Source organism: Dactylosporangium sp. CA-152071, from assembly GCF_050936335.1.
In the GTDB taxonomy this organism is placed as follows: Bacteria; Actinomycetota; Actinomycetes; order Mycobacteriales; family Micromonosporaceae; genus Dactylosporangium; species Dactylosporangium maewongense.
Genome location: NZ_JBNJMZ010000001.1, coordinates 6,245,588 through 6,267,818, shown reverse-complemented (window position 1 = coordinate 6,267,818; position 22,231 = coordinate 6,245,588). Strand labels below are relative to the sequence as shown.

At 67.9% G+C, this 22,231-nt stretch carries 23 protein-coding genes; 13 read left to right on the top strand and 10 right to left on the bottom strand.

What is annotated here, in order from left to right; all coding sequences use genetic code 11:
• The first annotated feature begins 315 nt into the window (after nt 1-315).
• Complete coding sequence (locus ACQEVZ_RS28065; RefSeq protein ID WP_433371804.1) at nt 316-1,434, top strand: glycoside hydrolase family 19 protein; 1,119 nt, start codon at nt 316-318, stop codon at nt 1,432-1,434.
• Between the two features lie 61 nt (nt 1,435-1,495).
• Here the strand turns inward: ACQEVZ_RS28065 and ACQEVZ_RS28060 are convergent, their stop codons facing one another.
• Both ACQEVZ_RS28060 and ACQEVZ_RS28055 read right to left on the bottom strand, forming a co-directional pair.
• Complete coding sequence (locus tag ACQEVZ_RS28060; protein ID WP_344501105.1) at nt 1,496-2,821, bottom strand: NAD(P)/FAD-dependent oxidoreductase; 1,326 nt, start codon at nt 2,819-2,821, stop codon at nt 1,496-1,498.
• A 97-nt stretch (nt 2,822-2,918) separates the two neighbouring features.
• A complete protein-coding gene (locus ACQEVZ_RS28055) occupies nt 2,919-3,425 on the bottom strand; it encodes a mycothiol transferase (protein ID WP_344501106.1) in 507 nt (168 codons plus the stop codon).
• Between the two features lie 117 nt (nt 3,426-3,542).
• Here ACQEVZ_RS28055 and ACQEVZ_RS28050 point away from each other — a divergent pair, with 117 nt between their 5' ends.
• Entirely contained in the window at nt 3,543-3,899 is a 357-nt protein-coding gene (locus ACQEVZ_RS28050) for a hypothetical protein (protein ID WP_433371799.1), read from the top strand.
• Between the two features lie 104 nt (nt 3,900-4,003).
• Here the strand turns inward: ACQEVZ_RS28050 and ACQEVZ_RS28045 are convergent, their stop codons facing one another.
• On the bottom strand, nt 4,004-4,858 hold the full coding sequence (locus ACQEVZ_RS28045; protein ID WP_344501108.1) for a hypothetical protein: 855 nt from the start codon (nt 4,856-4,858) through the stop codon (nt 4,004-4,006).
• A 30-nt stretch (nt 4,859-4,888) separates the two neighbouring features.
• Here ACQEVZ_RS28045 and ACQEVZ_RS28040 point away from each other — a divergent pair, with 30 nt between their 5' ends.
• The 3 genes from ACQEVZ_RS28040 (at nt 4,889) to ACQEVZ_RS28030 (ending at nt 7,744) form a co-directional block, all read left to right on the top strand.
• Nucleotides 4,889-5,323, top strand: coding sequence for an N-acetyltransferase family protein (locus tag ACQEVZ_RS28040; RefSeq protein ID WP_433371796.1), 435 nt, complete (start codon nt 4,889-4,891; stop codon nt 5,321-5,323).
• Between the two features lie 313 nt (nt 5,324-5,636).
• The gene (proS, locus tag ACQEVZ_RS28035) at nt 5,637-7,058 is read left to right on the top strand and encodes a proline--tRNA ligase (protein ID WP_433371793.1); all 1,422 of its coding nucleotides are present in this window, start codon (nt 5,637-5,639) and stop codon (nt 7,056-7,058) included.
• A 224-nt stretch (nt 7,059-7,282) separates the two neighbouring features.
• Complete coding sequence (locus tag ACQEVZ_RS28030; RefSeq protein WP_433371790.1) at nt 7,283-7,744, top strand: NUDIX domain-containing protein; 462 nt, start codon at nt 7,283-7,285, stop codon at nt 7,742-7,744.
• A gap of 34 nt (nt 7,745-7,778) precedes the next feature.
• Here ACQEVZ_RS28030 and ACQEVZ_RS28025 read toward each other — a convergent pair whose 3' ends face one another.
• Nucleotides 7,779-8,759 (bottom strand): FAD-dependent oxidoreductase, encoded by a 981-nt coding sequence (locus ACQEVZ_RS28025; protein WP_433371787.1) that lies wholly within the window; start codon nt 8,757-8,759, stop codon nt 7,779-7,781.
• Complete coding sequence (locus ACQEVZ_RS28020) at nt 8,756-10,201, bottom strand: carph-isopro domain-containing protein (protein WP_433371784.1); 1,446 nt, start codon at nt 10,199-10,201, stop codon at nt 8,756-8,758. The genes ACQEVZ_RS28025 and ACQEVZ_RS28020 overlap by 4 nt, the downstream gene beginning before the upstream one ends.
• A gap of 457 nt (nt 10,202-10,658) precedes the next feature.
• Here ACQEVZ_RS28020 and ACQEVZ_RS28015 point away from each other — a divergent pair, with 457 nt between their 5' ends.
• The gene (locus tag ACQEVZ_RS28015; RefSeq protein ID WP_433377024.1) at nt 10,659-11,081 is read left to right on the top strand and encodes a helix-turn-helix domain-containing protein; all 423 of its coding nucleotides are present in this window, start codon (nt 10,659-10,661) and stop codon (nt 11,079-11,081) included.
• Nucleotides 11,082-11,189: 108 nt separating this feature from the next.
• On the opposite strand, the gene ACQEVZ_RS28010 is transcribed toward ACQEVZ_RS28015, so the two are convergent.
• Together ACQEVZ_RS28010 and ACQEVZ_RS28005 are read right to left on the bottom strand one after the other, a co-directional pair.
• On the bottom strand, nt 11,190-11,519 hold the full coding sequence (locus ACQEVZ_RS28010; protein WP_433371781.1) for a PCC domain-containing protein: 330 nt from the start codon (nt 11,517-11,519) through the stop codon (nt 11,190-11,192).
• Between the two features lie 10 nt (nt 11,520-11,529).
• Entirely contained in the window at nt 11,530-12,375 is an 846-nt protein-coding gene (locus tag ACQEVZ_RS28005) for a helix-turn-helix domain-containing protein (RefSeq protein ID WP_433371778.1), read from the bottom strand.
• Nucleotides 12,376-12,433: 58 nt separating this feature from the next.
• Between ACQEVZ_RS28005 and ACQEVZ_RS28000 the strand changes: the two genes are divergently transcribed.
• Nucleotides 12,434-13,006 (top strand): helix-turn-helix domain-containing protein, encoded by a 573-nt coding sequence (locus ACQEVZ_RS28000; RefSeq protein ID WP_433371775.1) that lies wholly within the window; start codon nt 12,434-12,436, stop codon nt 13,004-13,006.
• 46 nt (nt 13,007-13,052) lie between these two features.
• A complete protein-coding gene (gltX, locus tag ACQEVZ_RS27995) occupies nt 13,053-14,501 on the top strand; it encodes a glutamate--tRNA ligase (protein WP_433371772.1) in 1,449 nt (482 codons plus the stop codon).
• Here gltX and ACQEVZ_RS27990 read toward each other — a convergent pair.
• The 3 genes from ACQEVZ_RS27990 to ACQEVZ_RS27980 are packed head-to-tail and all read right to left on the bottom strand — an operon-like array spanning nt 14,395 to nt 17,656.
• Nucleotides 14,395-15,498 carry a hypothetical protein gene (locus ACQEVZ_RS27990; protein ID WP_433371769.1) on the bottom strand — a complete coding sequence of 368 codons (1,104 nt, stop codon included), beginning with the start codon at nt 15,496-15,498 and terminating at the stop codon, nt 14,395-14,397. The genes gltX and ACQEVZ_RS27990 overlap by 107 nt on opposite strands.
• 22 nt (nt 15,499-15,520) lie before the next feature.
• The gene (locus ACQEVZ_RS27985; RefSeq protein ID WP_433371766.1) at nt 15,521-16,405 is read right to left on the bottom strand and encodes a sulfatase-like hydrolase/transferase; all 885 of its coding nucleotides are present in this window, start codon (nt 16,403-16,405) and stop codon (nt 15,521-15,523) included.
• A gap of 3 nt (nt 16,406-16,408) precedes the next feature.
• Nucleotides 16,409-17,656, bottom strand: a complete 1,248-nt coding sequence (locus ACQEVZ_RS27980) for a methionine adenosyltransferase (RefSeq protein ID WP_433371763.1) — start codon at nt 17,654-17,656, stop codon at nt 16,409-16,411.
• Nucleotides 17,657-17,870: 214 nt separating this feature from the next.
• Between ACQEVZ_RS27980 and ACQEVZ_RS27975 the strand changes: the two genes are divergently transcribed.
• The 5 genes from ACQEVZ_RS27975 (at nt 17,871) to ACQEVZ_RS27955 (ending at nt 22,227) form a co-directional block, all read left to right on the top strand.
• Nucleotides 17,871-18,044, top strand: a complete 174-nt coding sequence (locus tag ACQEVZ_RS27975; RefSeq protein WP_433371760.1) for a hypothetical protein — start codon at nt 17,871-17,873, stop codon at nt 18,042-18,044.
• 24 nt (nt 18,045-18,068) lie between these two features.
• Entirely contained in the window at nt 18,069-19,484 is a 1,416-nt protein-coding gene (locus ACQEVZ_RS27970) for an APC family permease (protein ID WP_433371757.1), read from the top strand.
• Nucleotides 19,485-19,504: 20 nt separating this feature from the next.
• The gene (locus ACQEVZ_RS27965) at nt 19,505-20,482 is read left to right on the top strand and encodes an acetamidase/formamidase family protein (RefSeq protein WP_433377021.1); all 978 of its coding nucleotides are present in this window, start codon (nt 19,505-19,507) and stop codon (nt 20,480-20,482) included.
• 6 nt (nt 20,483-20,488) lie between these two features.
• On the top strand, nt 20,489-21,208 hold the full coding sequence (locus ACQEVZ_RS27960; RefSeq protein ID WP_433371754.1) for a GPP34 family phosphoprotein: 720 nt from the start codon (nt 20,489-20,491) through the stop codon (nt 21,206-21,208).
• A gap of 218 nt (nt 21,209-21,426) precedes the next feature.
• Complete coding sequence (locus ACQEVZ_RS27955; RefSeq protein WP_433371751.1) at nt 21,427-22,227, top strand: hypothetical protein; 801 nt, start codon at nt 21,427-21,429, stop codon at nt 22,225-22,227.
• Nucleotides 22,228-22,231 lie beyond the last annotated feature (4 nt).

The window sequence follows — 22,231 nt, the reverse complement described above, 5'->3', positions numbered from 1 at the left end:
ACCGCGCAGCGTACTGCCTGTCCGCCGCTGTGACGCACCTCTCGAAACCGCGCCGTCCAAGCAGGTCGCCTAAGCTTGGCGAAAGAATCTCGCGTGACGGAAATCACTCAACTGGCCTCACCCCGCCGGCAACGTTCTCGCCCGGGCGATTGTTTTACGCCACCCCGCGGTCACCCCGCGTCACCCCGAGTCACCTCGGAAAGGTGAGGTTAGCGGAACCGTAAAGATTCTTCATAAATCGATGTGATTGCTCCTGTACCGCGGTGGTGGCTGGTCGGATGGGGGCTCAGCGTCGATCTGAACGGAAGTGATCTGGTGTCCAGAGTGCGCCTGTGGGCGGGGCTCGCCGCGACCGCCGTCGTCGGTGGCGTCGTCGCCGTCTTCAACATGCTGCCGGCGTCGGCGGCCACCTGTGCGCCGGCGTGGCAGGCGTCGGCCGTGTACACCGGGGGTGCCACGGTGTCGCAGAACGGGCACAACTTCCTCGCCAAGTGGTGGACGCAGAACGAGGCGCCGCCCGGGAACACCGGCGTGTGGCAGGACCAGGGGTCGTGCGGCGGGAGCACGCCGCAGCCGCCGACGCAGACCGGGTCCGCGGGCGGGTGCAGCTTCCCGGCGTGGGTGCAGGGTCGCAACTACGTGACCGGTGACATCGTGAAGTTCACCGACGGTAAGTACTACATCGCCGAGCACGACAACCCGGGGTACAGCCCGACGATCAGCACCTGGTACTGGGACCCGTACACCTGCAACGGCGGAGGGGGCGGCACGACGCCGCCGCCGAACCCGACCACGAACCCGCCGTCGAACGGGGCGTTCGTCGTCAGCGAGGCCCAGTTCAACCAGATGTTCCCGAACCGGAACCCCTTCTACACGTACAACGGCCTCGTCGCGGCGCTGAACGCCTACCCGGCGTTCGCGAAGACGGGATCGGACGCCCAGCGCAAGCAGGAGGCGGCGGCGTTCCTCGCGAACGTGAACCACGAGACCGGCGGCCTGGTGTACATCGTGGAGCAGAACACCGCGAACTACCCGCACTACTGCGACACGAGCCAGCCGTACGGCTGCCCCGCCGGGCAGGCCGCGTACTACGGCCGCGGGCCGATCCAGCTCAGCTGGAACTTCAACTACAAGGCCGCCGGTGACGCGCTCGGCATCGACCTGCTGCGCAACCCGAACCTGGTGCAGACCGACCCGGCCGTGGCGATGAAGACCGCGCTCTGGTACTGGAACACGCAGACCGGCCCGGGCACGATGACGCCGCACAACGCGATGGTCAACGGCGCCGGGTTCGGCGAGACGATCCGCAGCATCAACGGCAGCCTCGAGTGCGGCGGGCGCAACCCGGCGCAGGTGCAGAGCCGGGTCGCGGCGTACCAGCGCTTCGTCGGCATCCTCGGCGTGGGCGTCGGAGCGGGCTCGCTCAGCTGCTAGTCGCCGAAGACCAGGAGGGCGCCCCGGGGAGTGGGGCGCCCTTCTCTTTGCCTTCCGACGGTTACGGCAGGTGCTGGCGGTACTCCTGCAGCGCGCGGCGGGCGAAGACCTGCTGGAACGTGGCGACCCGCTCCGAGCGGCCGCGGCCGATGAAGCTGACGAACCAGTGCAGCACCGCGGTGACCCGGTTCTTGAAGCCGACCAGGTAGAGCAGGTGCACGGCGAGCCACATGAGCCAGCCGACGATCCCGGAGAAGTGCAGCTTGCCGACGCTCGCCACCGCCGAGAAGCGCGAGATCGTGGCCATGCTGCCCTTGTCGAAGTACTTGAACGGCTGACCGGTCGCCTCGCCGGCGAGCCGCTTCTTGATCTGGCCGGCGGCGTGGCGGCCGCTCTGGATCGCGACCTGCGCGACGCCCGGCAGCCGGTTGAGCGACATCATGTCGCCGATCGCGAAGATCTCCGGGTGGCCCGGCACGGTGCAGTCCGGCTCGACCTCCAGCCGTCCGGCCCGGTCGGTCGAGGCTCCCGTCGCCTTCGCCAGCTGCGTCGACAGCGACGGCGCGGCCACGCCCGCCGCCCAGATCTTCGTCATCGACTCGATCCGCTGCCGCCCGTTGCGCGTCTCGACCTCGATGCCGGTCTCGTCGACGTCGACGACCTTCGTGCCGAGCTCGACCTCGACGCCCATGGTGTGCAGCTGCCGCAGCGCCTTCGTCGACAGGTGGTCGCCGAAGCTCGACAGGACCGTGTCGAGCGCGTCGATCAGGATGATCCGCGCGTGCTTCGGGTCGATGTTGCGGTACTGCCCCGGCAGGTGCCGGTGGGCGAGCTCGGCGATCTGGCCGGCCATCTCGACGCCGGTCGGACCGGCGCCGACCACGACGAACGTCAGCCACCGCTCGATCGCGGCCGGGTCGGTCTCCAGCTCGGCGAGCTCGAACGCGCCGAAGATCCGCCCGCGCAGCTCCAGCGCGTCGTCGATGCTCTTCATGCCGGGCGCGTGCTCGGCGAACGCGTCGTTGCCGAAGTAGGACTGCGACGCGCCGGCGGCGACGATCAGCGAGTCGTACGGCACGGTGTAGCTCGTCCCGGGCGCGACCGCCGTGACGGTCCTCGCCTCCGGGTCGATCTCGGTGACGGTGCCGAGCAGCACCTTCGCGTTGTCCTGCCGCTTGAGGATCTCCCGGATCGGCGGCGCGATCTCGCCCTCCGACAGGATGCCGGTCGCCACCTGGTACAGCAGCGGCTGGAACAGGTGGTAGGCGGTGCCGTTGATCAGGGTGACGTCGACCGGCGCGTTCTTGAGCGCCTTGGTGGCGAACAGTCCGCCGAAGCCGGCGCCGACGATCACGACGCGGTGGCGTCCTTGTGCACGCTCGTCCATCTGCATCTCCCGATAGGGGTGTGGATCGTGCAGATCAAGTACACCACTCCCGGCGGGTGATGGCCGTGTGTCCTCCATGACGTTTCACGGCCGCCTGTCAGGGAATCAGTCCCCTCACGTAGGCCGCCTGGCCCACGTGCTGCGCGTCGTCGTCGAGGACGCTGACCAGCCGCACCCCGAGCGTCACCGGCGGGTCCCATCGCTCGTCGACGATCTGGTCGAGATCCTCTTCCGTGAGCTTCTCCAGCCACGCGATGGTCCGCGCCGACACCGCCTCGAAGTATTCGATCAACACGTCGGCGCTTTCCGGCTGCACCGCCTGGACCTGCGCGGCCGTGTGACCGTAGCCGGTGTCGTGCTGGTCCTGCCGCAGCCCGAAGCGCGGGGCCCAGTCGCCGGTCACCCACAGCTGCTCGGCGCCGTTGATGCGCTCCGCGATGTGGTCGTCCTGGACCCGCGTCAGGTGCCAGACCAGCCACCCGACCGTGTTCGCGCCGGGCGCCGGCGCCCACCGCAGCTGCTCCGGGCTGAGCCCTTCGACCGCGGCCCTGACCAGATCAGGCAGTCGCCCGTACCCCTCGACGAGCAGTTCGTTCACCCGCACAGCAAGCTTCCCCTCGTGGCACGTTTCCGGGAGTTGACCTTCGACGAACGTCCGTAGTGTTCAGCACATCGCAAGAACGCAGCGAACACCACATAAACTTCCACAAAGGAGAACGACATGAGCGAGTACGGCGAGTTCGAGACCGGCGACCAGCACGAGTCCCTCGACCAGATGCACGAGGTCGACGCCAGCGAGAACAACTACGACTCGCAGTTCGGCGTCTACGAGCAGGACCACGCCTCGGCCGAGAACACCAGCTTCGACCAGGGCCACCACATGTCCTACACCACCCCGGCCGGCGCGCAGTACGAGGAGTCGGACTACACCTCCTACGACCACTCCGCCGCCGAGACGGACCACACGTTCGCCGCCGAGGGCTCCGAGTCGGCGTCCTCGAGCGAGTTCCACGAGCTCGAGGCCCTGCAGGCCCGCCTCGACGCCACGTTCGCCGAGGGCACGTTCGCCTCGAACTGAAGTCCTTCGTAGAAAAGGGGCCCCTTCCCCCGGGGCCCCTTTTCCGTCTTCAGAACTTCTTCCATCTTCAGAACTTCTTCCGCCTTCAGAAGCTTCTTCCGTCTTCAGAACTTCGTGGGAACGAGTGCGGCCAGCGCGCTCACGACGAACGGGCTGATGATGACCAGTCCGCTGCGCAGCTCCCCGAACGTCGTCTGGTCGATGCCGAGCAGCTTCTCCAGCTTCGACCGCTCCTCGGCCTTGTCCACCAGATCACCCAGCGCGACATCCGTGAGCGGGAAGTTCCGGTCGACGAACAGCGCGCACCGGCGGCGCAACGTCGTGCTCGCCGGCACGTACATGACGCCGACGACGAACGAGGCGACCGCCCCGGAGAACAGCACTGCCGCCTTCGGCAGCTCCGCACCCCATCCCGTGGCCGCGCCGTTGACGAGCGTGACGAGCAGCACCAGGAACCCGAGCTGGTTGAGCAGCCGGCTCACCAGCCGCCGCAGGCTGAGCAGGGTGTTGAGCTGCTGCCCCGGCGAGCCCTCGATCCTGCGCCGGGCCACCCGATGGACCGCGCCGAGCGTCGCCGCCGACGGCAGCGCCCCGCAGATCGCGATCGCCGACAGGGCCAGCCCGCGACCCGTCAGCCCCTGCTCGCCGAGCACGAACGGCGTGGCCGCCACCAGGCCGACCGCCACCGCCACCGACGCGAGCACCAGGTGCAGCACGTGAAACAGCCGGACCCGGTGCACCGTGCCGAGGTCCCGCCACCGCGCCGCGCCGAACCCGAACGCCTCGCCACTGGCCGCCCCGAGCACCGCCGCCAGCACCGCGAACAGCACCCACCGCGGCTCGTGCCCGTGCTCCGGGCTCGTCCACGCGATCCACGTCCCGAGCACCGCCCCGAGCAGCATCGCGAGCAGCCGCAGCTCCCCGGTGATCGTCTCCTCGGCATCCTCCACCACCGTCACGCTGGGACAGCCTTTCTGTAGGGTCTGTCCATGGTCACCGTCGCCCCGCTCACCACGGAAGACCGCGCCGCGTGGGAGGTCCTCTTCACCGGGTACAACACCTTCTACGAACGCGTCCTGCCGCCTGACCGCTTCGACGCCGCGTGGGCCGGCTTCCAGGCCGACACCCGCATCCACGCCCTCGGCGCCAAGCTCGACGGCCAGCTCGTCGGCATCGCGCACTTCCTCGTCCACGCGAGCACCACCACCGACGACGTCTGCTACCTGCAGGACCTCTTCACCGCCCCGTCAGCCCGGGGCCAGGGCGTCGCCCGCGCCCTGATCGCCGCCGTCGCCGACTGGGCCCGCGCCCGCCAGTGCAACCGCGTCTACTGGTCCACCCACCACACCAACGCCACCGCCCGCCGCTTGTACGACCAGGTCGCCGTCAACCGCGGCTTCATCCTCTACCAGATCCCCCTCTGACCTGCCCCGCCATCCAGAGGGAAACACATGCGTGCCACCCCGCCCCGACAAGGTAACCTGTCTGCGCGGGCTGCTAGCTCAATGGCAGAGCTGCGGACTTTTAATCGTCGGGAATGCGCCTTCATCGCCATTACAGATGGCTGCTGAACAGCCAAAACACCGGCACTGACTGTCCATTGTGGACCTGAGTTGCTCGATAGTCGCTCGTCTGTTTTGGAGCGGTTGAGTGTTGTCAGCACTCACGTGAGCCACTGTTCACGCAGGAACGTTATTCGCTGTCGAGCGATCGGCCAGACACCTAACGTAGTGGCTCATGGCCACAGTTCGTCGAGGCTCGGTCCTCACGTCCCAGGACGCAGATTTCCCGCGCTGGTACCAGGAGGTGCTGGACAAGGCGGAACTCGCCGATAACGGCCCGGTGCGGGGGACGATGGTGATCCGTCCGTACGGCTACTCGCTGTGGGAGCGGGTCCAGGCGGAGATCGACACGCGGATCAAGGTCGCCGGTGCCGAGAACGTGTACCTGCCGTTGTTCATCCCGGAGAGCTACCTGCAGCGTGAGGCCCAGCACGTGGAGGGGTTCAGCCCGGAACTCGCCGTGGTGACGCACGCGGGCGGGAAGGCGCTGCCCGAGCCGCTCGTCGTCCGTCCGACGAGCGAGACGGTGTTCGGCGAGTTCATGTCGAAATGGGTGCAGAGCCACCGTGACCTGCCGCTGCTGCTCAACCAGTGGGCGAACGTGGTCAGGTGGGAGATGCGGCCGAGGCTGTTCCTGCGCACGACCGAGTTCCTCTGGCAGGAGGGACACACCGCCCACGCTACGGCCGAGGACGCGGCCGCGTACGCGCGGCGCATCCACCTCGACGTGTACCGGGACTTCCTGCAGAACGTCCTCGGCATGCCCGTGCTGGTCGGTGTGAAGACCGCACGGGAACGGTTCGCCGGCGCCGTCAACACCATGTCCTGTGAGGCCATGATGGGTGACGGTAAGGCGCTGCAGCTGGCGACGAGCCACGAGCTGGGGCAGAACTTCGCGAAGGCGTTCGACATCACCTACACCGACACGGCCGGGCAGCGGCAGCACTGCTGGACCACCTCATGGGGCAGCAGCACCCGCATCATCGGCGGTCTGATCATGGGCCACGGCGACGACCACGGGCTCGTCGTCCCGCCGCGGCTGGCACCGATCCAGGTGGTCGTGCTGGCGGTCAAGGACGACGAGCAGGTCCTGGACGCCGCGCACCGGCTGACGGTCGAGCTGACCGCGGCCGGCGTACGGGCCCGGGTGGACCTGCGGACCGACCAGGGGTTCGGCCGGCGGGTGACGGACTGGGAGCTCAAAGGCGTCCCGCTGCGGATCGAGATCGGCCCCCGCGATCTCACCGACGGCGAGGTCGGCGCGATCCGCCGGGACACCCGCGCCAAGACGCCGGTGCCGGTCGGGCAAGTGGTGACGACCGTTGTGCGGCTGCTGGACACCGTCCAGCAGGAGCTGCATGAGAACGCCGTCCGGCGGTTGGCGTCGCGCATGGTCGACACCGAGTCGCTGCAGGAGGCGCGGGAGGCCGCGCGGTCGGGGTTCGCCAGGATCCCGTGGAAGATCCTCGGGGTGGACGGCGAGCGGGCGCTGGCCGCGGACGCCATCAGCGTGCGCTGCCTGCAGACCGCCGAGGGTGCCGTACCGGCGGACCCTGACGCCGTCGACGTTGTCGCGGTGGTCGGCCGAAGCTATTGACGCGGGACGGTTTGCAGAGCAGGTTCCGAACCCAGCCGAGCTGAGGTCCGCTTCGGCTCGGTGACCATAGTGTCCGGCTCGTCCGGGTCGGCGTACCGCCGTAGCGGGGTTCCGGGCGCGACGCCGATCCGCACCCCACGCTCAGGGTGATCCACCTGAGCCGTCGTGACCGCAGGGGCAGGTGGGGCGTCAGGCGACCCCGCCGATGAGTTCAGGAGATTCCGATGAACGAGGTCGTCAGACGCGTAGCCCGCGGCATCCTCATCGACAACGGACGGCTGCTGCTGATTCGTCGGACGAAGCCGGGGTGGGAGCCGTACTGGACGACGCCTGGCGGCGGTGTCGAGCCCGGCGACGGATCGGTGGAGCACGCCCTGGCCCGGGAGTTGCGGGAGGAACTCGGTGCCGAGGTCAGCCACGTGCAGCAGGTATTTCTGGTCTCCGACCCGATCGGGGACACTGGCGTCGCCGTGCAGCACTTCTTCGTGTGCCGCTTGCGGCACCTTGACCCTGACCGGCGCTGCGGACCGGAATACCTCGAACCAGGCCGCGGTCGCTACGACCTCGACCCACTGGTGCCCGGCGGAAGCGGTGCGCTGCCTGTTGACCTGAAACCCGCGGTCGTCAAGGCGTTTATCGAGGCGAACTGGGTCGCGCTCGTCGACGCGGTAACCCCGAACCGTTGACGGGGCACCGCCGGAACACCGCTTCTACGCAAGATCACTGGGGCTTGCAGTAAGTCAGCGCGGCGATCGTGAAAGCGGCTGCATCGGCGGCGCACCCCCACGACAACGTGACACCGGCGCCACCGTGACCGTAGTTGTGGACGACGCAGACCCCGTGCATGTCGTGGCGTTCGACGCGGACCTGCCCCCGAGTGGGTCGAAGGCCGACGCGGTGCGCAACGATCCGTGCATTGCGCAAACGAGGCTCGACCTCGGCGCATCGATGCACGATCGCAGCCGCGGTCTCGGGATCGGGTTCGCGGCGCCACAGATCTGGCTGAGCGGTGCCGCCGAGCACAAGGTTGTCGCCGTGCGGGTAGTAGTGCAGCAGGTCAGGCGATGAGCCTGTGTCCTCGGAGAAAAACTCCGTGAGCCCCGGATTCTCGACAACGACGAGTTGGCCTCGAACGGGAAAGAGGTCCGGGTCGGGCACGAGATCACGGGCCCCGATGCCCGTGCAGTTGACGACGACCGGCGCCTCTGCGACTGCCTCCGTCAAGGCCGTGACCCGCCTCCGCTCGATCTGACCGCCCGTGGCAGAGAGCCGCCGCCGCAGGTATCCCAGATAGGTCGGCATGTCCACGAGCGGCGCGGTGTACCGCCAGCCAGCGGCAAACCCAGGCGGGAGCTCGCCCGCTGCGCACATACGGAATCCGTCGAGTTGGTCGCCCCAGGCCGGTGGGTCGACCGGCTCCCGTGCGGCTTCGATGCCGGAGACGAGGCGCACCCCCGTGTCCGGCTCATCGGTGAGGCGTCTCAGGATGTCGAGGGTGGCGGCGCCCCATGCCTGCACCCGGTCGAGGGGTTCGACGTGGTACGGGCCCCACATCGCGCCGGCGGCCATCGAGGTGGTCTCCTCAGTGGGCTCAGCCGTCCAGATGACGACGCGGACACCGGCTTCGGCGAGGCAGATGGCGGTGGTCAGTCCGGAGACGCCGGCGCCGATCACGATCGCGTCAGGCCTGCCCTGGTTCACGGCGTTGACGGTAGTCGTTCGACGGCCTGGTTGCGGAGGGCGGTCTCCAGTGCTGGCAGGAACTCGCCGACGGCGTGGTTGCGTTTGCGGCGGCGTAGCTCGGTCGCCAGGGTGTTGAGCAGGGCGGTACTGCGGGGTGAGCGAACCTGGCCCAGGCGGGGCAGGGCGAGTTCGGCGACCGCGCACGCGTCGTCGAGCTTGCCGTGGGCAGTGTAGGCCAGGGCGAGCCAGGCACCTTCGTAAAGCGCTCGGCGCTGGTACGGAACGTCGGGTCGCCGTGCGTACGCGCCGGTGCGCAGCAGAGCGGCGCCTTTGCGGAGCAGTCCACGTCCGTCCGCGCCGGCTCCCTCGGCGACAGCATGACGTCCGGCGAGGATCATGGCGTATCCGGCCTGGCAGTCGAGATGGTTGGCAGTGAGGTAGTACATCCACGGCGGGTCGCGGTCGGGGTGGCGCCGGGCGAGGTGTTCGTGTGAGTCCTGCCAACTTCGCTCGCAGTTTTGTGGCCGTCCGGCCGCAGCGTAGGCGTAGGCGAGTCGCGACTGCACCGATGCTTGGACGCTGGCGGCGGACCTGTCTGCGGTGCGCCACGCAGCCTCGCCGAGCACGACGCCGTCGCCCGCGTCGCCGAGTGACGCGGCCTGGAACGACAGGTCGGCCAGGATGTGGGCTTCCATCGCCCGGTATCCGGCCTCGTGGGCGGCGCGGAGCCCGGTGAAGAGATATCGCTGCGCCAGTCCGGGCTGGGATGCGTCGATGGCCTTCCAGCCGGCCAGTTGGGCCAGGTCGGCGAGTGCATGCAGAAGTCGGCGACGTACGCCGTCGGTGTGTCCGCCGTCGCGGAGTACGAGCAGCACGGCTCTCATCTGCGCGCCGACGTAGTTCAGGCCGGCGGCGCCGCCTCGTTCGTCGTCGAGTAGTTGCAGGCGGGGAACGCTGGCTTCGATCTGGTCGACGAGCGGGTCGTCGGCCGACGTGGCGGGAAGTCCGGCGGACCCGGTGCCGAACTGGGCGTCCAGGTACACCCCGACTGCACGGGCGAGGGCCGCGCCGGAGACGGACAGGAACAGTCGGCGGTCCACCAGCCCTCCCAGCAGCCAGTCTTCCGCGATCCGCGTGGTGCTTGCGGGTACCCAGGGTCCGTCCATGCCTGCGCTGGCCTCGAGTACCAGCGTGCCATCCGCGACCTCGTTGTGCCCGGGCCAGAGGTCACGAGTGGTGATGACCCGTCCGAGCCGGCGGGAGATGACGTACGCGGTCAGCGCTGGCAGTGGGCTGCGCGGTACGCCGCCGGCGTCGCGCCAGTGGTAGGGGGCGGTCTCGGCCAGGGTGCCCGCGCCGAACAGCCGGTTGAGTTCACGGGCCAGCCCTCGGGGCGTCAGGCCCGCCTCGGCCAGGTGCGCAGCGATCGCGTGGTTGGTGCGATCCGACGGAGCGGCCACCGATCCTCCCGCGATCGACTGACGGTACCGCGAGGGTAGCGGATTGTATCGATCGACGGGCACCGCAATTGACGTTCTTGACGGTTTGATGGCCTCCCCGCAGCTCCCGGATCGGGATGTGCTGGACGTACCCCGCTGGCGTACCGCCTCCGGCTGCGCCGGCGGGTGACAGCCTCGACGCGAGCGGAGACCCGGCATGCGCACCTCGGCGATGACCCAGGCGCCTCCACTCTGGGAGTGGGGTTCGACTGGCATCTGACCAGCAGGTGCAACTTCTTCTGCGAGTACTGCCATCGCGCCGGAGTGTGACCTGGTCAAACTTGGCGGTCGACACGGCGGGCCGGCCCGTCTCAAGAAGTTTTACACGGAAGGTGCCGGCGTCTGGCGACGAACTGTAGCGGGCTACGCCATCCGCTTGTACCGCGAGCAACGAGCAAACTGGCAGGAGGTATCCGACATGGCGCAGGCATCGGCTGAGCTGCAACCCTTCGCTTCGCTGCGGCACTACCTTGGCGCCGAACTGCGTGCTTGGCGGCTGCTTCGGGGGTACTCCTTGGCACGGCTTGGAAGTGAGGTGCATGTCTCGGGTGACTTGCTGGGCAAGATTGAGAAGGCCCAACGTAGGCCAGCTGACGACCTCATCGCGCGGTGCGACGACGTGCTCGATGCCGGAGGCGCCCTCAGGCGCCTGCACGGCCTGACCCGCCGCGGACTTCGTAGATTGGACAGCAAACCGGAAGCGCCCGCGCCAGCAGGAGTCAGCATTTCCAGTACCGGGAGGCCAACGTATCCGGATTGGGCGGCTCAAACAGATGGCGGTACGGCAGAGGTGGTCAACATCGCCGCGTACCGTCGGCGCCGGATAGCTTCTGCTGGCTAGAGATCCACTACGGCGCCGTGCCTCACGGAGCAGGCTGGCGCACCTTGCCACAGCGTCGGCCAAGACCTGCAACAATCGCCGTGCAGGTCGGCGTGGTGTGAGCTGGGCTCAACTCAGCGGCTGTACATAGGCTCGGACGAACCAATCGCGGACCATCGCCTTGTGCAGGTGACCGGCGACAACGACCCCGTCACCGCCAAGTGTGACGTGGATGTGGACCTTGCCATCGGTGATCTCGCCGGTGCCGGTCAGCTCGAACGGCTGATCGTAGTCAGAAATGATGTCGTCGAGCGGGTCGCCTTTCGGCATGACCGATACCGTGCACTCCTGCACCGCGCCGATCAACGTGAGCGCAGCGTCGGTGACCCCCCGCTCTGCCGCCTGTTTTGTGATGGAGGCCAGCACTTCCTGGTCACGACCGACATGGGCAATGAACACCGAACTCCTCCTAGACAGCAGTGGGGTCGAGACCGGCAAGTGTGTAGCCGATGGCGCGTAAGTGCTCGCTGCTGGTCTCGGTCTTCAGGGCGCCCGCGAGGGCGTGGTCTACGACCGCAGACGCCTCCGGCCTGGTCCGGGCCAGCAGCACGATCGAACACCAGCGGGCACCCGCGTCGGTTGCGTTGGTGACTTCTGCGGTGAGCGCGTCGAGCTGGCGCTGCTCGGCCAGCGGAGAGCCGCTGCGGACGAGGTGACCGGCGTCCTCCCACGGCAGTCCGAGCACGCGGGAGACCACCGCGGTGAGGTACAACTCGCGTACCTCGACGTCGGCGACGAGCTGGCGGGCGACCTGCCCGTCCAGGACCGGGGAGCCGATTTTCGCCAGGATGCCCGAGGCGTTGACCCGCAGCACCGGCTTGCCCTTCTGCGCCCACTTCGTCAGCGCGGCCAAGCTCGGCGTGTCCCGTGCGACGAGCGCGGCGATGGTCTTGTCGACGGCGTGCGAGGTCTGCGCAGAGGCGAGCACGTGATACCGCTCGGCCCGGACGCTCGCAGCGATGTCGCTTGCCTCGTCGGGCACACCACCTGCCACGAGCGTGGACACGGCGCCGATCAACAGCTCGCGCCTGTTCAAATCGTCCCCCACCACCTTCTGGTACGCCCGGATCAGTGCGGGCGTTACTGCCCGCTCGCCGGTCTCTGCATTGCCGAGGTAGCTACGGGAGAACCCGGTGCGTTTCGCCATCCCGGCCAAGCTCAGCCCGGCGGCTTGCCGAGCCCGCCTCAGTGTCCCGCCGAGATCATCCACGGTCCAGCGATCCTTCGATTTGGAGCAGCCTGGAGACAGCCACATCGTTCCATGTCACCAGCCGTAAACGCGAGACTACGAGAGGGGTGATGGATCGCCAGTCTTGCCGAAGACTGCGACGGATCCTCTGCCTGAGGTTGCGCGATTTCAGCTCGATTCGAGATTGGCTGGAGGAGAAGAGTTGGCGCAGATATCGTCCGAACTCAAGCCCTTCGAGTCTTCTCTTCACTACCTCGGGGCCGAAGTGCGCGCCTGGCGGCTGCTACGGGGATACTCCCTCGCTCGACTCGGTTCCGCCGTGCACGTCTCCGGCGACCTCCTCGGCAAGATCGAGAAGGCCCAGCGTCGGCCAACGCCAGACCTTATCGAGCGCTGTGACCACGCGCTCTCGGCTGCCGGCACCCTCGTTCGCCTGTACGAACTCGCATACGGCATGTGCCCGGCGGACACCCAGACAGGTGCTCCGCCAGATCTTCGGCAGTCGATAGATGGTTCTTGCCATGCATCGCCCGAACAGCCGATCGTCATCGGTTTTGAACATGCCCCCGGCGTCGCCGATCTCACGGCATACCGACGCCGCCGGCAAGTACGACCAGCTGATTGGGACCGCCCAGGTCGTTGGCGTAGACGGACATCCGGTGCATCGACGCGGGATGAGTTGCAGGACGGCGAGTGAGGATGTCGGGTGCGGAGCCATCGTTGATACAGATACGCTGGTAGGTATGTCTGATTCCGCGATTCGTGTGCGGTTCGCGCCGTCCCCGACGGGTATGTTCCACGTCGGTAATGCCCGGTCGTTGCTGCTGAATTCGGTGGTTGCGCGACAGTCGGGCGGGACGTTGGTGCTGCGGATCGAGGACACCGACGCGGAACGTTCACGGCCGGAGTGGACCGAGGGCATCATCCGGGCGATGGCCTGGCTCGGCGTCGGTCCTGATGACTACGAGGGTCCGCTGCTGCAGTCGGAGTACGCGGCTGAGCACGCGAAAGCGGCCCTGCAGCTGTTCGACACCGGCCGAGCGTATTACTGCGACTGCACCCGTGAGGATGTCCAGGCCCGTTCAGGCAGTCAGTACGCGGGTTACGACGGGTACTGCCGCAGCCGTGATCTTGCCGCTGCCGACGGTCGGGCGTTGCGGTTCCGCACTCCGGACGAGGGCGAGACCGTGGTACATGACCTGGTGCGCGGCGAGCCGACGTTCGAGAACAAGCTGATCGAGGACTTCGTCATCGCTCGTGGCAACGGATCGCCGGTGTTCCTGCTGGCGAACGTGGTGGATGACGTCACCATGGGGATCACGCACGTGATCCGGGCGGAGGAGCATCTGCCGAATGCGCCGAAGCAGCAGTTGCTGTGGGAGGCGCTCGGGCACCGGCCGCCGACGTGGGCGCATACGCCGATCCTGGTCAACGAGCGGCGGCAGAAGCTGTCGAAGCGGCGCGACAAGGTCGCGTTGGAGATGTACCGCGATGAAGGTTTCCTCGCCGCGGCGATGCGCAACTACTTGATGCTGCTCGGCTGGGCTCCTTCCGGTGACCGTGAGATCGTGCCGTGGTCGGTGATCGAGGAGGAGTTCCGTCTCGACCAGGTGAACTCGGCGCCGGCGTTCTTCGACGTGAAGAAGCTGACAGCGTTCAACGGCGAGTACATCCGGGCGTTGAGCGTGGAGGACTTCGTCGAGGCGTGCGCGCCATGGCTGATCGGACCGTTCGTGACCGCGGAGCAGAAGGCGGAGGCCGGGTTCGGGATCACGAAGCCACCGTGGCAGTCGGACGCATACGACCCGGCAGTGTTCGCCGCGGTCGCGCCGCTGGCTCAGACCCGCATTGGTCTGCTGGCCGAGATCGTGCCGAACGTCGACTTCCTGTTCCTCGACACGGTTGAGATGGATGCGGCGTCGTGGGCGAAGGCGAGTAAGGACGCCAGGGTGTTGGGCGACGTCATCGCTGCGTTCGAGGCGTTGCCGACGTGGGATGCGGAGCAGTTGAAGACCGCATTGTTGACGGTAGGCGAGGCGCACGGGCTGAAGCTGGGCAAGGCACAGGCGCCGGTCCGGGTGGCGGTTACCGGCCGGTCGGTGGGGCTGCCGTTGTTCGAGTCGCTGGAAGTACTGGGCCGGGCTCGGACGTTGAACCGGCTGCGTGCTGCGGCGGAACTCGCTGCTGTGTGAGGCTCCGGTAAGCCGCGACCTGGTCGGTGAGCGGCCGACGATGCTCGGCGCAGACTCGGTCGACCAGGCCACGGTGTTCCGTGCCGACGATCCGCATCAGTTCGCGAGCGCCAGCCGCCGGCCCCAGCACAGCGGACATCTTCCGATCGAATGCCGCCAGCCTGGCCAGGTCGAACGACGAGTCACGGGGGACCGGCAGAGTAGGTCTCAGCCGCTCGACCAGATGCTGGAAGTTCTGCGGCGGCCGGCCCTCGGTGAGGTAGGGCTCGGTCAGGTACCACCGGATCGCAGACGGGCGGATGAGTGCCGATGTCAGGTCTACGACGCGGACCGGGGTCACGTTGGCATCCCGCAACTTCGGCACGAACATGTAGGCCACAGGCTGCCCACCGCCGAGCAGTTGCCACAGCCGGTGCTGAATGCCCACCGCGTCGATCTTGTCGGTGCCGCGCACGATCAGATTGATGCCGAGGTCGACGTCGTCGACGACGGATGCGAGATGCCATAACGCCGTGCCGTCGGACCGCGTCAGCGGAACCCGGTTCCGGGGCCGGTGATTGGACAGCGACATGTTCACCACCACTGCCGTGCCGGAGACAGGTGGTACGACTCGGTCTGCGGCGTCCAGGTTCAGGTAGGGCATGCCGACGGCCCAGTCGAGCACTCCCAGTCGGTTGAGCTGTTCGACAGCCGTCTGGTACCGATCGCCGCGTTCGCTTTGGTGCAGTAGGACAGGCGCCGTGGCGATGTCGGCGACATGCCCTACCTCCTCCAGCAGTTCGGGGAGGTTGGTCATGTCGGCCCGCTGGCTGTCGGTGTCGTCGCAGCGAAGATGGATGTACGCAGTCGTGCCGAGATGCTCCGCCACGGCATGGCCCAGCAGAGCTGTGAGTAGATGGGTACGCAATACGCCGACGCGGAATGACCGGTTGTTCGGCGAGATCCCGATCCGGGTGTGTACGTCACCGTGAAGCCGGGCGAGCGCTGGATGCTGCAACCAGGGTAGGGGCGGCACGACGTCACCGGCCGAGCAAGCCGCACCACAGCGGCACCGTCGTGATCGTCGGGTGGGCGTGGGCATGCCCGTAGCGTCCCGCTTCGCCGAACTCGTCGCCGTGGTCAGCGCAGACGACGACCAACACCCGCCGGCCGGCGAGGCTGCCGAACAGCGAGCCCAGTTGCCTATCGGCCCACTCCAGCGCCTGCCTCTGCAAGCCGAGCAGGACACCGACTTCGGCCTCCGAGAAGGCGGCCGGATCGCTGCGCTTACTGTCGTGGAGCTCGTAGAGCCGTTCCAGCAGCGGTACCACGGCGGGTGTGAGTGGGTTGTCGGGTGTGGTGTACGGGATGTGGGTGCTCGGGCAGTTGACGAACAGAAAGAACCGGTCCTGGCCTCGGCATAGCCGTCCCAGCTCGGCGGCATGCGTCAAGGTGAGATTGTCGCTTCGGCTGGCCACCCGGGCAGCTGGCGATCCGGCATCGCGATTGGTGCGCCCGAAGTAGTGGAATTGGTCGAACAGGCCGGGCAGGCAGTTGTTGGGCTCTGCCGGGTCGAAGAACGTCACACCACCTGCTCCGATGACCGTGAAGCCGCTTGCTCGGTAGTGGTCCATGAGGGTCCGACCGTTGAAGTCGATGCCGACCGTTCGTGACGTCGGCCGGGCGGCCATCGACCGCCAGATCGCGGCGACAGTGTGGGGACCGAGCGGATAGCCACCCTCGAGAGGGCGGGGCAGGTTGCCGGTGAAGAAGGCGGTGTGCGCGGGCAGCGTGTAGGTGCCGGAGGTCTCCGCCCGCAGCAGTCGGCTGAGCCGGTCCAAGTTCGGGGTTTGCGCGGCGACGGCCGTGTCGTACCGGCACGAGTCCAGCGTCACGAGCACCACGTCGTGGCCTGTGAGGTCCATGGCTCAGCCCTCGACGTTGAGCGCGGGTCGCCGGAACCGGTTAATGACCGACGTGGTGAGCAGCCACTTCGACAGCAGGTCCAGGTTCGACAGCACGTCGTCGACGATGTCGCCGATAGCCTTCTGTTCGCTGCTCGTGCTGCCGGCGGCCAGGCGAACGCCGACGAACGCTGGGTGGCTCAGGAGGTGTCCGTTGCGGGACAGCAGGACGGTCTCGTTCGACAGGCCGAGCTCTGCGTTCACCCGGTCGGCGATGCGCATCGCTGCGAGTGTGTAGAGCTTGCCGGTGTGGTGCATTGGATTCTTGCCGGCCATGGCCTCGACGCCTGTGCAGCGGACGGCGGGGATGACACCGTTGGACTTGTTCCCCCGCCCCACCAGACCGCAGTCGCCTTTGCCCAGCGACGTCCCGAACGGCGCCAGGTAGGCACCGCCGTTGCGGTCCTTGGTGTTGAGTGCCAGCGAAACCGTCCCATCCCATGCCCAGGCGCGGATCTGCTGTTCGGCGAAGTCGCGCACGGCGGTCTCGGCCTGGGCGAGCGTCGAGCGATATTGCTCGAAGGTCGGGGTGCGCTCGGGATGGAACGGCAGGCACATGGTGACGTCGGCGTGATCGCCTACCCGGGTCACCATGACTTTCACGTCAGAACCGACCAGCGGGAACGTGTCGCGGAACGCAGCATCGTTGACGAAGTTCTCCAACGCGATCGCCAAGCGCTCCGTCACGGTGGCAGGCGCGTACGCAGTGCAGAACGATGTGTCGTTGGCGCGCCGCTCCGAGATGGCGACGTTGTAGTCGCCGGCGGTCGACGGCCGGTAGAACCCCCGCGGGTGGTCCATAGCAACGCCTGAGGTGTTCTCCACAAGGCAGCGGACATTCGCCGCGATCGACTCGTCTCCGGTAGCGATGGCCAGTACGTCTCTGACCGTCGACTCGAAGAGGTCTGCAATCGGCAAGGCCTCGTCTCCAACGCTTGGTGTGACCTTGCCGAACAGGTACGCCGAGATCGGCTTGGCAATTTTGTAACCGCCGAACGTGACGTTCGCCGCCGCCCCGATCAGGGCGACCTTGTCCACCCAGTGGTTGGGTACCGCCCCGAAGCGCTCCAGGCCGCTCAGGGAGTAACGGAGGGAGAACTCTTCAGCCACCAGATCAGCCATCGAGTCCGGATGCCCGATTCCCTTTCGCTCGACAACCTCGAACGGCAGACTCGTTGCCTCACCGATAGCACGATCCTTGATGATCAGCATGGGCCATCCCTAGTTGCGTGCAGGCGGCGCCTGCCAACAATGCAGATCTATCAATTCACTCCGGTGGGTGTTCGCCGCACAACGCTCCGCATGCTGACACTCCCATTGTCCGCATGCGGAAGGCGAACGCGGAACTTGCCGAGCGCCGCGACAAGGTCTCTGTTCCGCAGCCTGACTCTTCGTGACCGTCGGATCGGACAACAGGTCTGTCCGCATGGAACGTATCGACGTGGGTGCGTTGAACCGTGATGGTCAATTGGTCACCCGCCGCTGCAGCTTGGACGGCGGGCAGACCTGGATGTCATACGTGCAAAGCAATTCAGCATCCGCGCATCAGGCGGTGATGCGTGTGATTCGCCATGCCCGCCGGCCGGAGTGCCGGCGGTGACGTTGCCCAAGGGGAGGACGAAGCATGAGTACCGGACAGCGGATACCGATCGATGTGAACGGTCAGGCCGCGACGGCTGGCTACCGGCCGGAGTTGCGGCGGTCGCTGGGGTTCAAGGATCTGGTGTTCTACGGGTTGGTGTTCATGGTGCCGATCGCGCCGATGGGGATCTTCGGGTCGGTGTACAGCGGCTCCGGTGGCATGGTCGCGTTGACGTACCTGGTCGGGATGGTGGCGATGGTGTTCACCGCCGCCTCGTACGCGCAGATGGTGAAGGCGTTCCCGCTCGCGGGCAGTGTCTACAACTATGCGGGGAGGGGGATCGCCGCGTGGGTGGGGTTCCTGGCCGGGTGGGCGGTCCTGCTGGACTACCTGCTCGTCCCGAGCCTGCTGTACCTGATCGCGGCGGTCGCGATGCACGCCACCGTCCCGGCGATCCCGGTGTGGGCGTGGCTGCTCGGGTTCGTGGCGTTCAACACCGTGGTGAACCTGCGGGGTATCCGGATGACCGCGCTGATCACCCGGATCATGCTGATCGGCGCGCTCATCGTTCTGGCGGTGTTCCTCGTGATCGGTGTGTGGGCGCTGCTGGACGGGCGAGGTCGTGGGTTCTCGTGGGAGCCGCTGTTCAACAGCCACACGTTCACGTGGTCGCTGGTGTTCGGTGCGGTGTCGATCGCGGTGCTGTCGTTCCTGGGCTTCGACGGGATCTCCATGCTGGCTGAGGAGAACAAGGGCGGCCCGGGTCAGATCGGCCGGGCGATGGCCGCGGCGCTCGGTGTGGCCGGGTTGCTGTTCATCGTGCAGACGTGGGTCGCGGCGCTGCTCGTCCCCGACCCGGCCGGGCTCCTCACCGGCGGCGACGCGGACGGGGTCGCGTTCTACGACGCGGCCCGGCAGGCGGGTGGGGCGTGGCTGGCAACGTTGTGCGCGGTCGCGACGGCGATCGCGTGGGGTGTCGCGAACTCCCTCGTCGCGCAGGTCGCCACGTCGAGGTTGTTGTTCGCGATGGCCCGGGACCGGCAGCTGCCGTCGTTCCTGCGCAAGGTGTCCGTCCGGTCCGGCGTGCCCGGCAACGCGATCGCCTTGACCGGGGTGTTGTCCGTGGCGATCGGCCTGTACATGGCGTGGCGCACGGACGGGATCGCCCTGCTCTCGTCGCTGATCAACTTCGGGGCGTTGACCGCGTTCCTCGTCCTGCACGTCGCCGTGGTGTGGCACTACCTGATCCGCGAACGGTCCCGGAACGTGTGGTCGCACCTGCTGATGCCCGCGGCTGGGTTCGCGATCCTCGCCTACGTCGTCGTCAACGCGAACGTCGCCGCGCAGCGGCTCGGCTTCGTCTGGATCGGTATCGGTGTCGTCGTCCTGATCGGCCTGTACGCGGCGGGGCGCCGGCCGAAGCTGTCCGGTATGCCGGGGACGGGGGACGCGGCGTGAACGGCGTGGTCGAGCACAAGATGACGGAGTCGGACCTGACGTACCTGTTCGGCGGTGCCAGGTATCCGATCGCTGACGTGCTGCCCGGTCAGGTGCTGTCCACGAGCACGGAGGACTGTTTCGGCGGCGCAGTCCGCAGCGTTGAGGATCTGCCGTCGAGGGTGTGCTCGCAGTTCAACCCGGTCACCGGCCCGTTCCGGGTCCCCGGCGCCGAACCCGGCGACACCCTCGCCCTGCACTTCATCGACATCACCCCAGCCCGGGACTGGGGGATGTCAGCGACGTTCCCGCACTTCGGGGCCCTGACCGGCACCCACACCACGGCCATGCTGCAGCCGCCGCTGGAGGAACTCGTCTGGCGGTACACCATCGACACGGACGCTGGCGTTGTCCACTACCACGCCCGCCGCTCCGACTACACGGTGGAGCTTCCCCTGGATCCGATGCTCGGCACCGTCGGGGTCGCCCCGGCCGGTGGTGAGGCGCGGTCGACGATCGTCCCGGACCAGCACGGCGGGAACCTCGACACCCCGGAGCTGCGGGCCGGGACCACCGTGTACCTCGGGGTGAACGTGCCCGGGGCGATGTTCGCGTTCGGCGACGGCCACGCCCGGCAGGGCCAGGGCGAGGTGTGCGGCGTCGCGGTAGAGACCGCGATGCATGTCACGGTCGCCGTCGACGTCATCAAGGGCGTGCCGACGCCGTGGCCGCGGATCGAAACCGACCACCAGCTGATCAGCATCGGCGCCGCCCGGCCACTCGAGGACGCGTTCCGGATCAGCCAGCACGACCTGGTCACCTGGACCGCGGAACTGACCGGTCTCGACGTCCTCGACGCGTACCAGCTGGTGTCGCAGGCTGGTCGGGCCGCGCCGGGGAACGTGTGCGACCCGCTGTACACGATGCACGCCGCTGTCGATGCCGCGATCCTGCGTGGGGCGTCGGCGTACGGCGGGGCGCACCGGCGGTTGCGTGAACTGGCCCGGTCGATGCGGTGACCGGCAATGACCTACCCGACCTACCCGATCGGTGAGGCACCGCCCCCGAATCTGCGGCAGCCGCTGCGGGTCGAGCTGTTCTTCCTCACCCACTCCGAAACCGGCGAACCACTCACCCACCCGACCGCGCACGCCGTGGCCCTGGCCGGTGCGGCCCTGATCGACGATCTGCTGCGGCCGGTCGAGCGGATCCGGATCGTCGGTCCGCAGGTCGTCGTCGTCAACGCCGACGTGTCCGGCGATCCGGTCGCCGACTGGGTCGTCCGCACACTCGGCGGCCACCGCGGCGCGTCCGTGCTGGACCGGCCGCAGCGGTCGCACTCGGTCCGTGACGCGGTCCGGGCCATCGCCGTGCACGCCTACGACCGCACTGCGGCCGGGATGTACGCCGGGGACCTGGTCCAGGAGGTCAAGCGGCGCAGGTTAAGCGGCGGCCGGCGCCGGTACCCGCCGACGGACACCGGGGTCATCGCCCGAGTGCGTGGCCGGTTGTGCAGCGTCCTGACCGGCCACACCCCACCGGACCCGCAGACCGCCGCACTCGCCGGCCTGATCCTCGCCCTCGACCTGACCTCCGAGCTGTACCTCGACGGCACCGGCCTGAACGTCCGCAGCCTACTCAAAGCATTGGTCGACTGGGTGGGACGCGGCATGCCTGAGGTCCAGCAGTTGATCGCCGCTACCGACGACCTGATCGCCGAGGCGGCAGTCGCGGTCTACGGATAGCCACGCCGACAGCCGGGCGTCGCAGCAGCGCGCGGCGCCGGAACGAGCGCTCGCCCCCGTCCCGATCGACGGCGGCCGGGCGCCGGACGGACGGCGGACGGCCCACCGCCGAAGCCGCCGCCGTCCACGCGGGGTGGCCCTGCCTTCGCGCCTCCCAGGGAGCCGGGGCCACCCCGCACCACTGCTGTATCCGCGTAACGATCGCAAGGAGAGGACCCGTGGGCACCGCAACAGCCGCCGAGGCGGCGCGCATCGTCCTGATACGCGCAGGTACGCCGATCGATGCCAGCGCCGATGTGGTCGACGACGTGACTGTCCTGCTGAACGGCTATGTCGCCCTCGCCGGCCGTGACCCGGCGACGCAGCTGCCGGACGCCACCCTCATCGAGACCGCGATGCGCTACGCCCGTACGGCAGCGCCGGCCGCTGACGAGTTCCTGGACGCGACAGTCTGGGCGAGGTACGCCTACCACGCCGCCCGGACGCTCCACGGTGTGCATCATCCGCGGACCGTGGAGGCCACCGAGGCGCTGATCTGGGTGCTGTACAGCCGAGGCCTGGACAGCGAGGCGTGCACGCTGCAGCGTCAGCTGGTCCAGCTGCACCTCGACCATGGCAATACCGCCGCACACCTCACCGCCCGGGTCGCCCTCGCCGGCCAACTGCACGGCGCGGGCCGCTGCGCCGCTGCTGTTCAGGAGGCGACCGCCGGCTGGAACGCCTGGATCGACAAGTTCGGTGCGCAGGACCCCGCCGGGCTGACCCTGGTGCTGCAACTCGTCGGCCTACTCGCCGGTTGCCAGCGAATCGCCGAGGCGCAGCAGCACATCCAACAGGCGTACCAGCTGCTTCCGGAATCCGTCGACCCTACCCGAACGCACGCGAGTGCCCTGATCCACATCTTGGCCATGGCCCCGGCGCGGCACCGGTCCGTGTGTACCGCTCCGCATGGTCGCGAGCAACCCGACGCGGGCCGGTTGGCGGACCTCATAGCCGTCTGGACCGAGCTGCTGCCGTGACACC

What these genes read in the sequence shown, in the direction of transcription:
- ACQEVZ_RS28060 (WP_344501105.1), bottom strand. Translation starts at nt 2,821, where the DNA reads ATGGACGAGCGTGCACAAGGACGCCACCGCGTCGTGATCGTCGGCGCC.
- ACQEVZ_RS28050 (WP_433371799.1), top strand. Translation starts at nt 3,543, where the DNA reads ATGAGCGAGTACGGCGAGTTCGAGACCGGCGACCAGCACGAGTCCCTC.
- ACQEVZ_RS28040 (WP_433371796.1), top strand. Translation starts at nt 4,889, where the DNA reads ATGGTCACCGTCGCCCCGCTCACCACGGAAGACCGCGCCGCGTGGGAG.
- proS (WP_433371793.1), top strand. Translation starts at nt 5,637, where the DNA reads ATGGCCACAGTTCGTCGAGGCTCGGTCCTCACGTCCCAGGACGCAGAT.
- ACQEVZ_RS28030 (WP_433371790.1), top strand. Translation starts at nt 7,283, where the DNA reads ATGAACGAGGTCGTCAGACGCGTAGCCCGCGGCATCCTCATCGACAAC.
- ACQEVZ_RS28015 (WP_433377024.1), top strand. Translation starts at nt 10,659, where the DNA reads ATGGCGCAGGCATCGGCTGAGCTGCAACCCTTCGCTTCGCTGCGGCAC.
- ACQEVZ_RS28005 (WP_433371778.1), bottom strand. Translation starts at nt 12,375, where the DNA reads ATGTGGCTGTCTCCAGGCTGCTCCAAATCGAAGGATCGCTGGACCGTG.
- gltX (WP_433371772.1), top strand. Translation starts at nt 13,053, where the DNA reads ATGTCTGATTCCGCGATTCGTGTGCGGTTCGCGCCGTCCCCGACGGGT.
- ACQEVZ_RS27985 (WP_433371766.1), bottom strand. Translation starts at nt 16,405, where the DNA reads ATGGACCTCACAGGCCACGACGTGGTGCTCGTGACGCTGGACTCGTGC.
- ACQEVZ_RS27980 (WP_433371763.1), bottom strand. Translation starts at nt 17,656, where the DNA reads ATGCTGATCATCAAGGATCGTGCTATCGGTGAGGCAACGAGTCTGCCG.
- ACQEVZ_RS27975 (WP_433371760.1), top strand. Translation starts at nt 17,871, where the DNA reads ATGGAACGTATCGACGTGGGTGCGTTGAACCGTGATGGTCAATTGGTC.
- ACQEVZ_RS27970 (WP_433371757.1), top strand. Translation starts at nt 18,069, where the DNA reads ATGAGTACCGGACAGCGGATACCGATCGATGTGAACGGTCAGGCCGCG.
- ACQEVZ_RS27965 (WP_433377021.1), top strand. Translation starts at nt 19,505, where the DNA reads ATGACGGAGTCGGACCTGACGTACCTGTTCGGCGGTGCCAGGTATCCG.
- ACQEVZ_RS27960 (WP_433371754.1), top strand. Translation starts at nt 20,489, where the DNA reads ATGACCTACCCGACCTACCCGATCGGTGAGGCACCGCCCCCGAATCTG.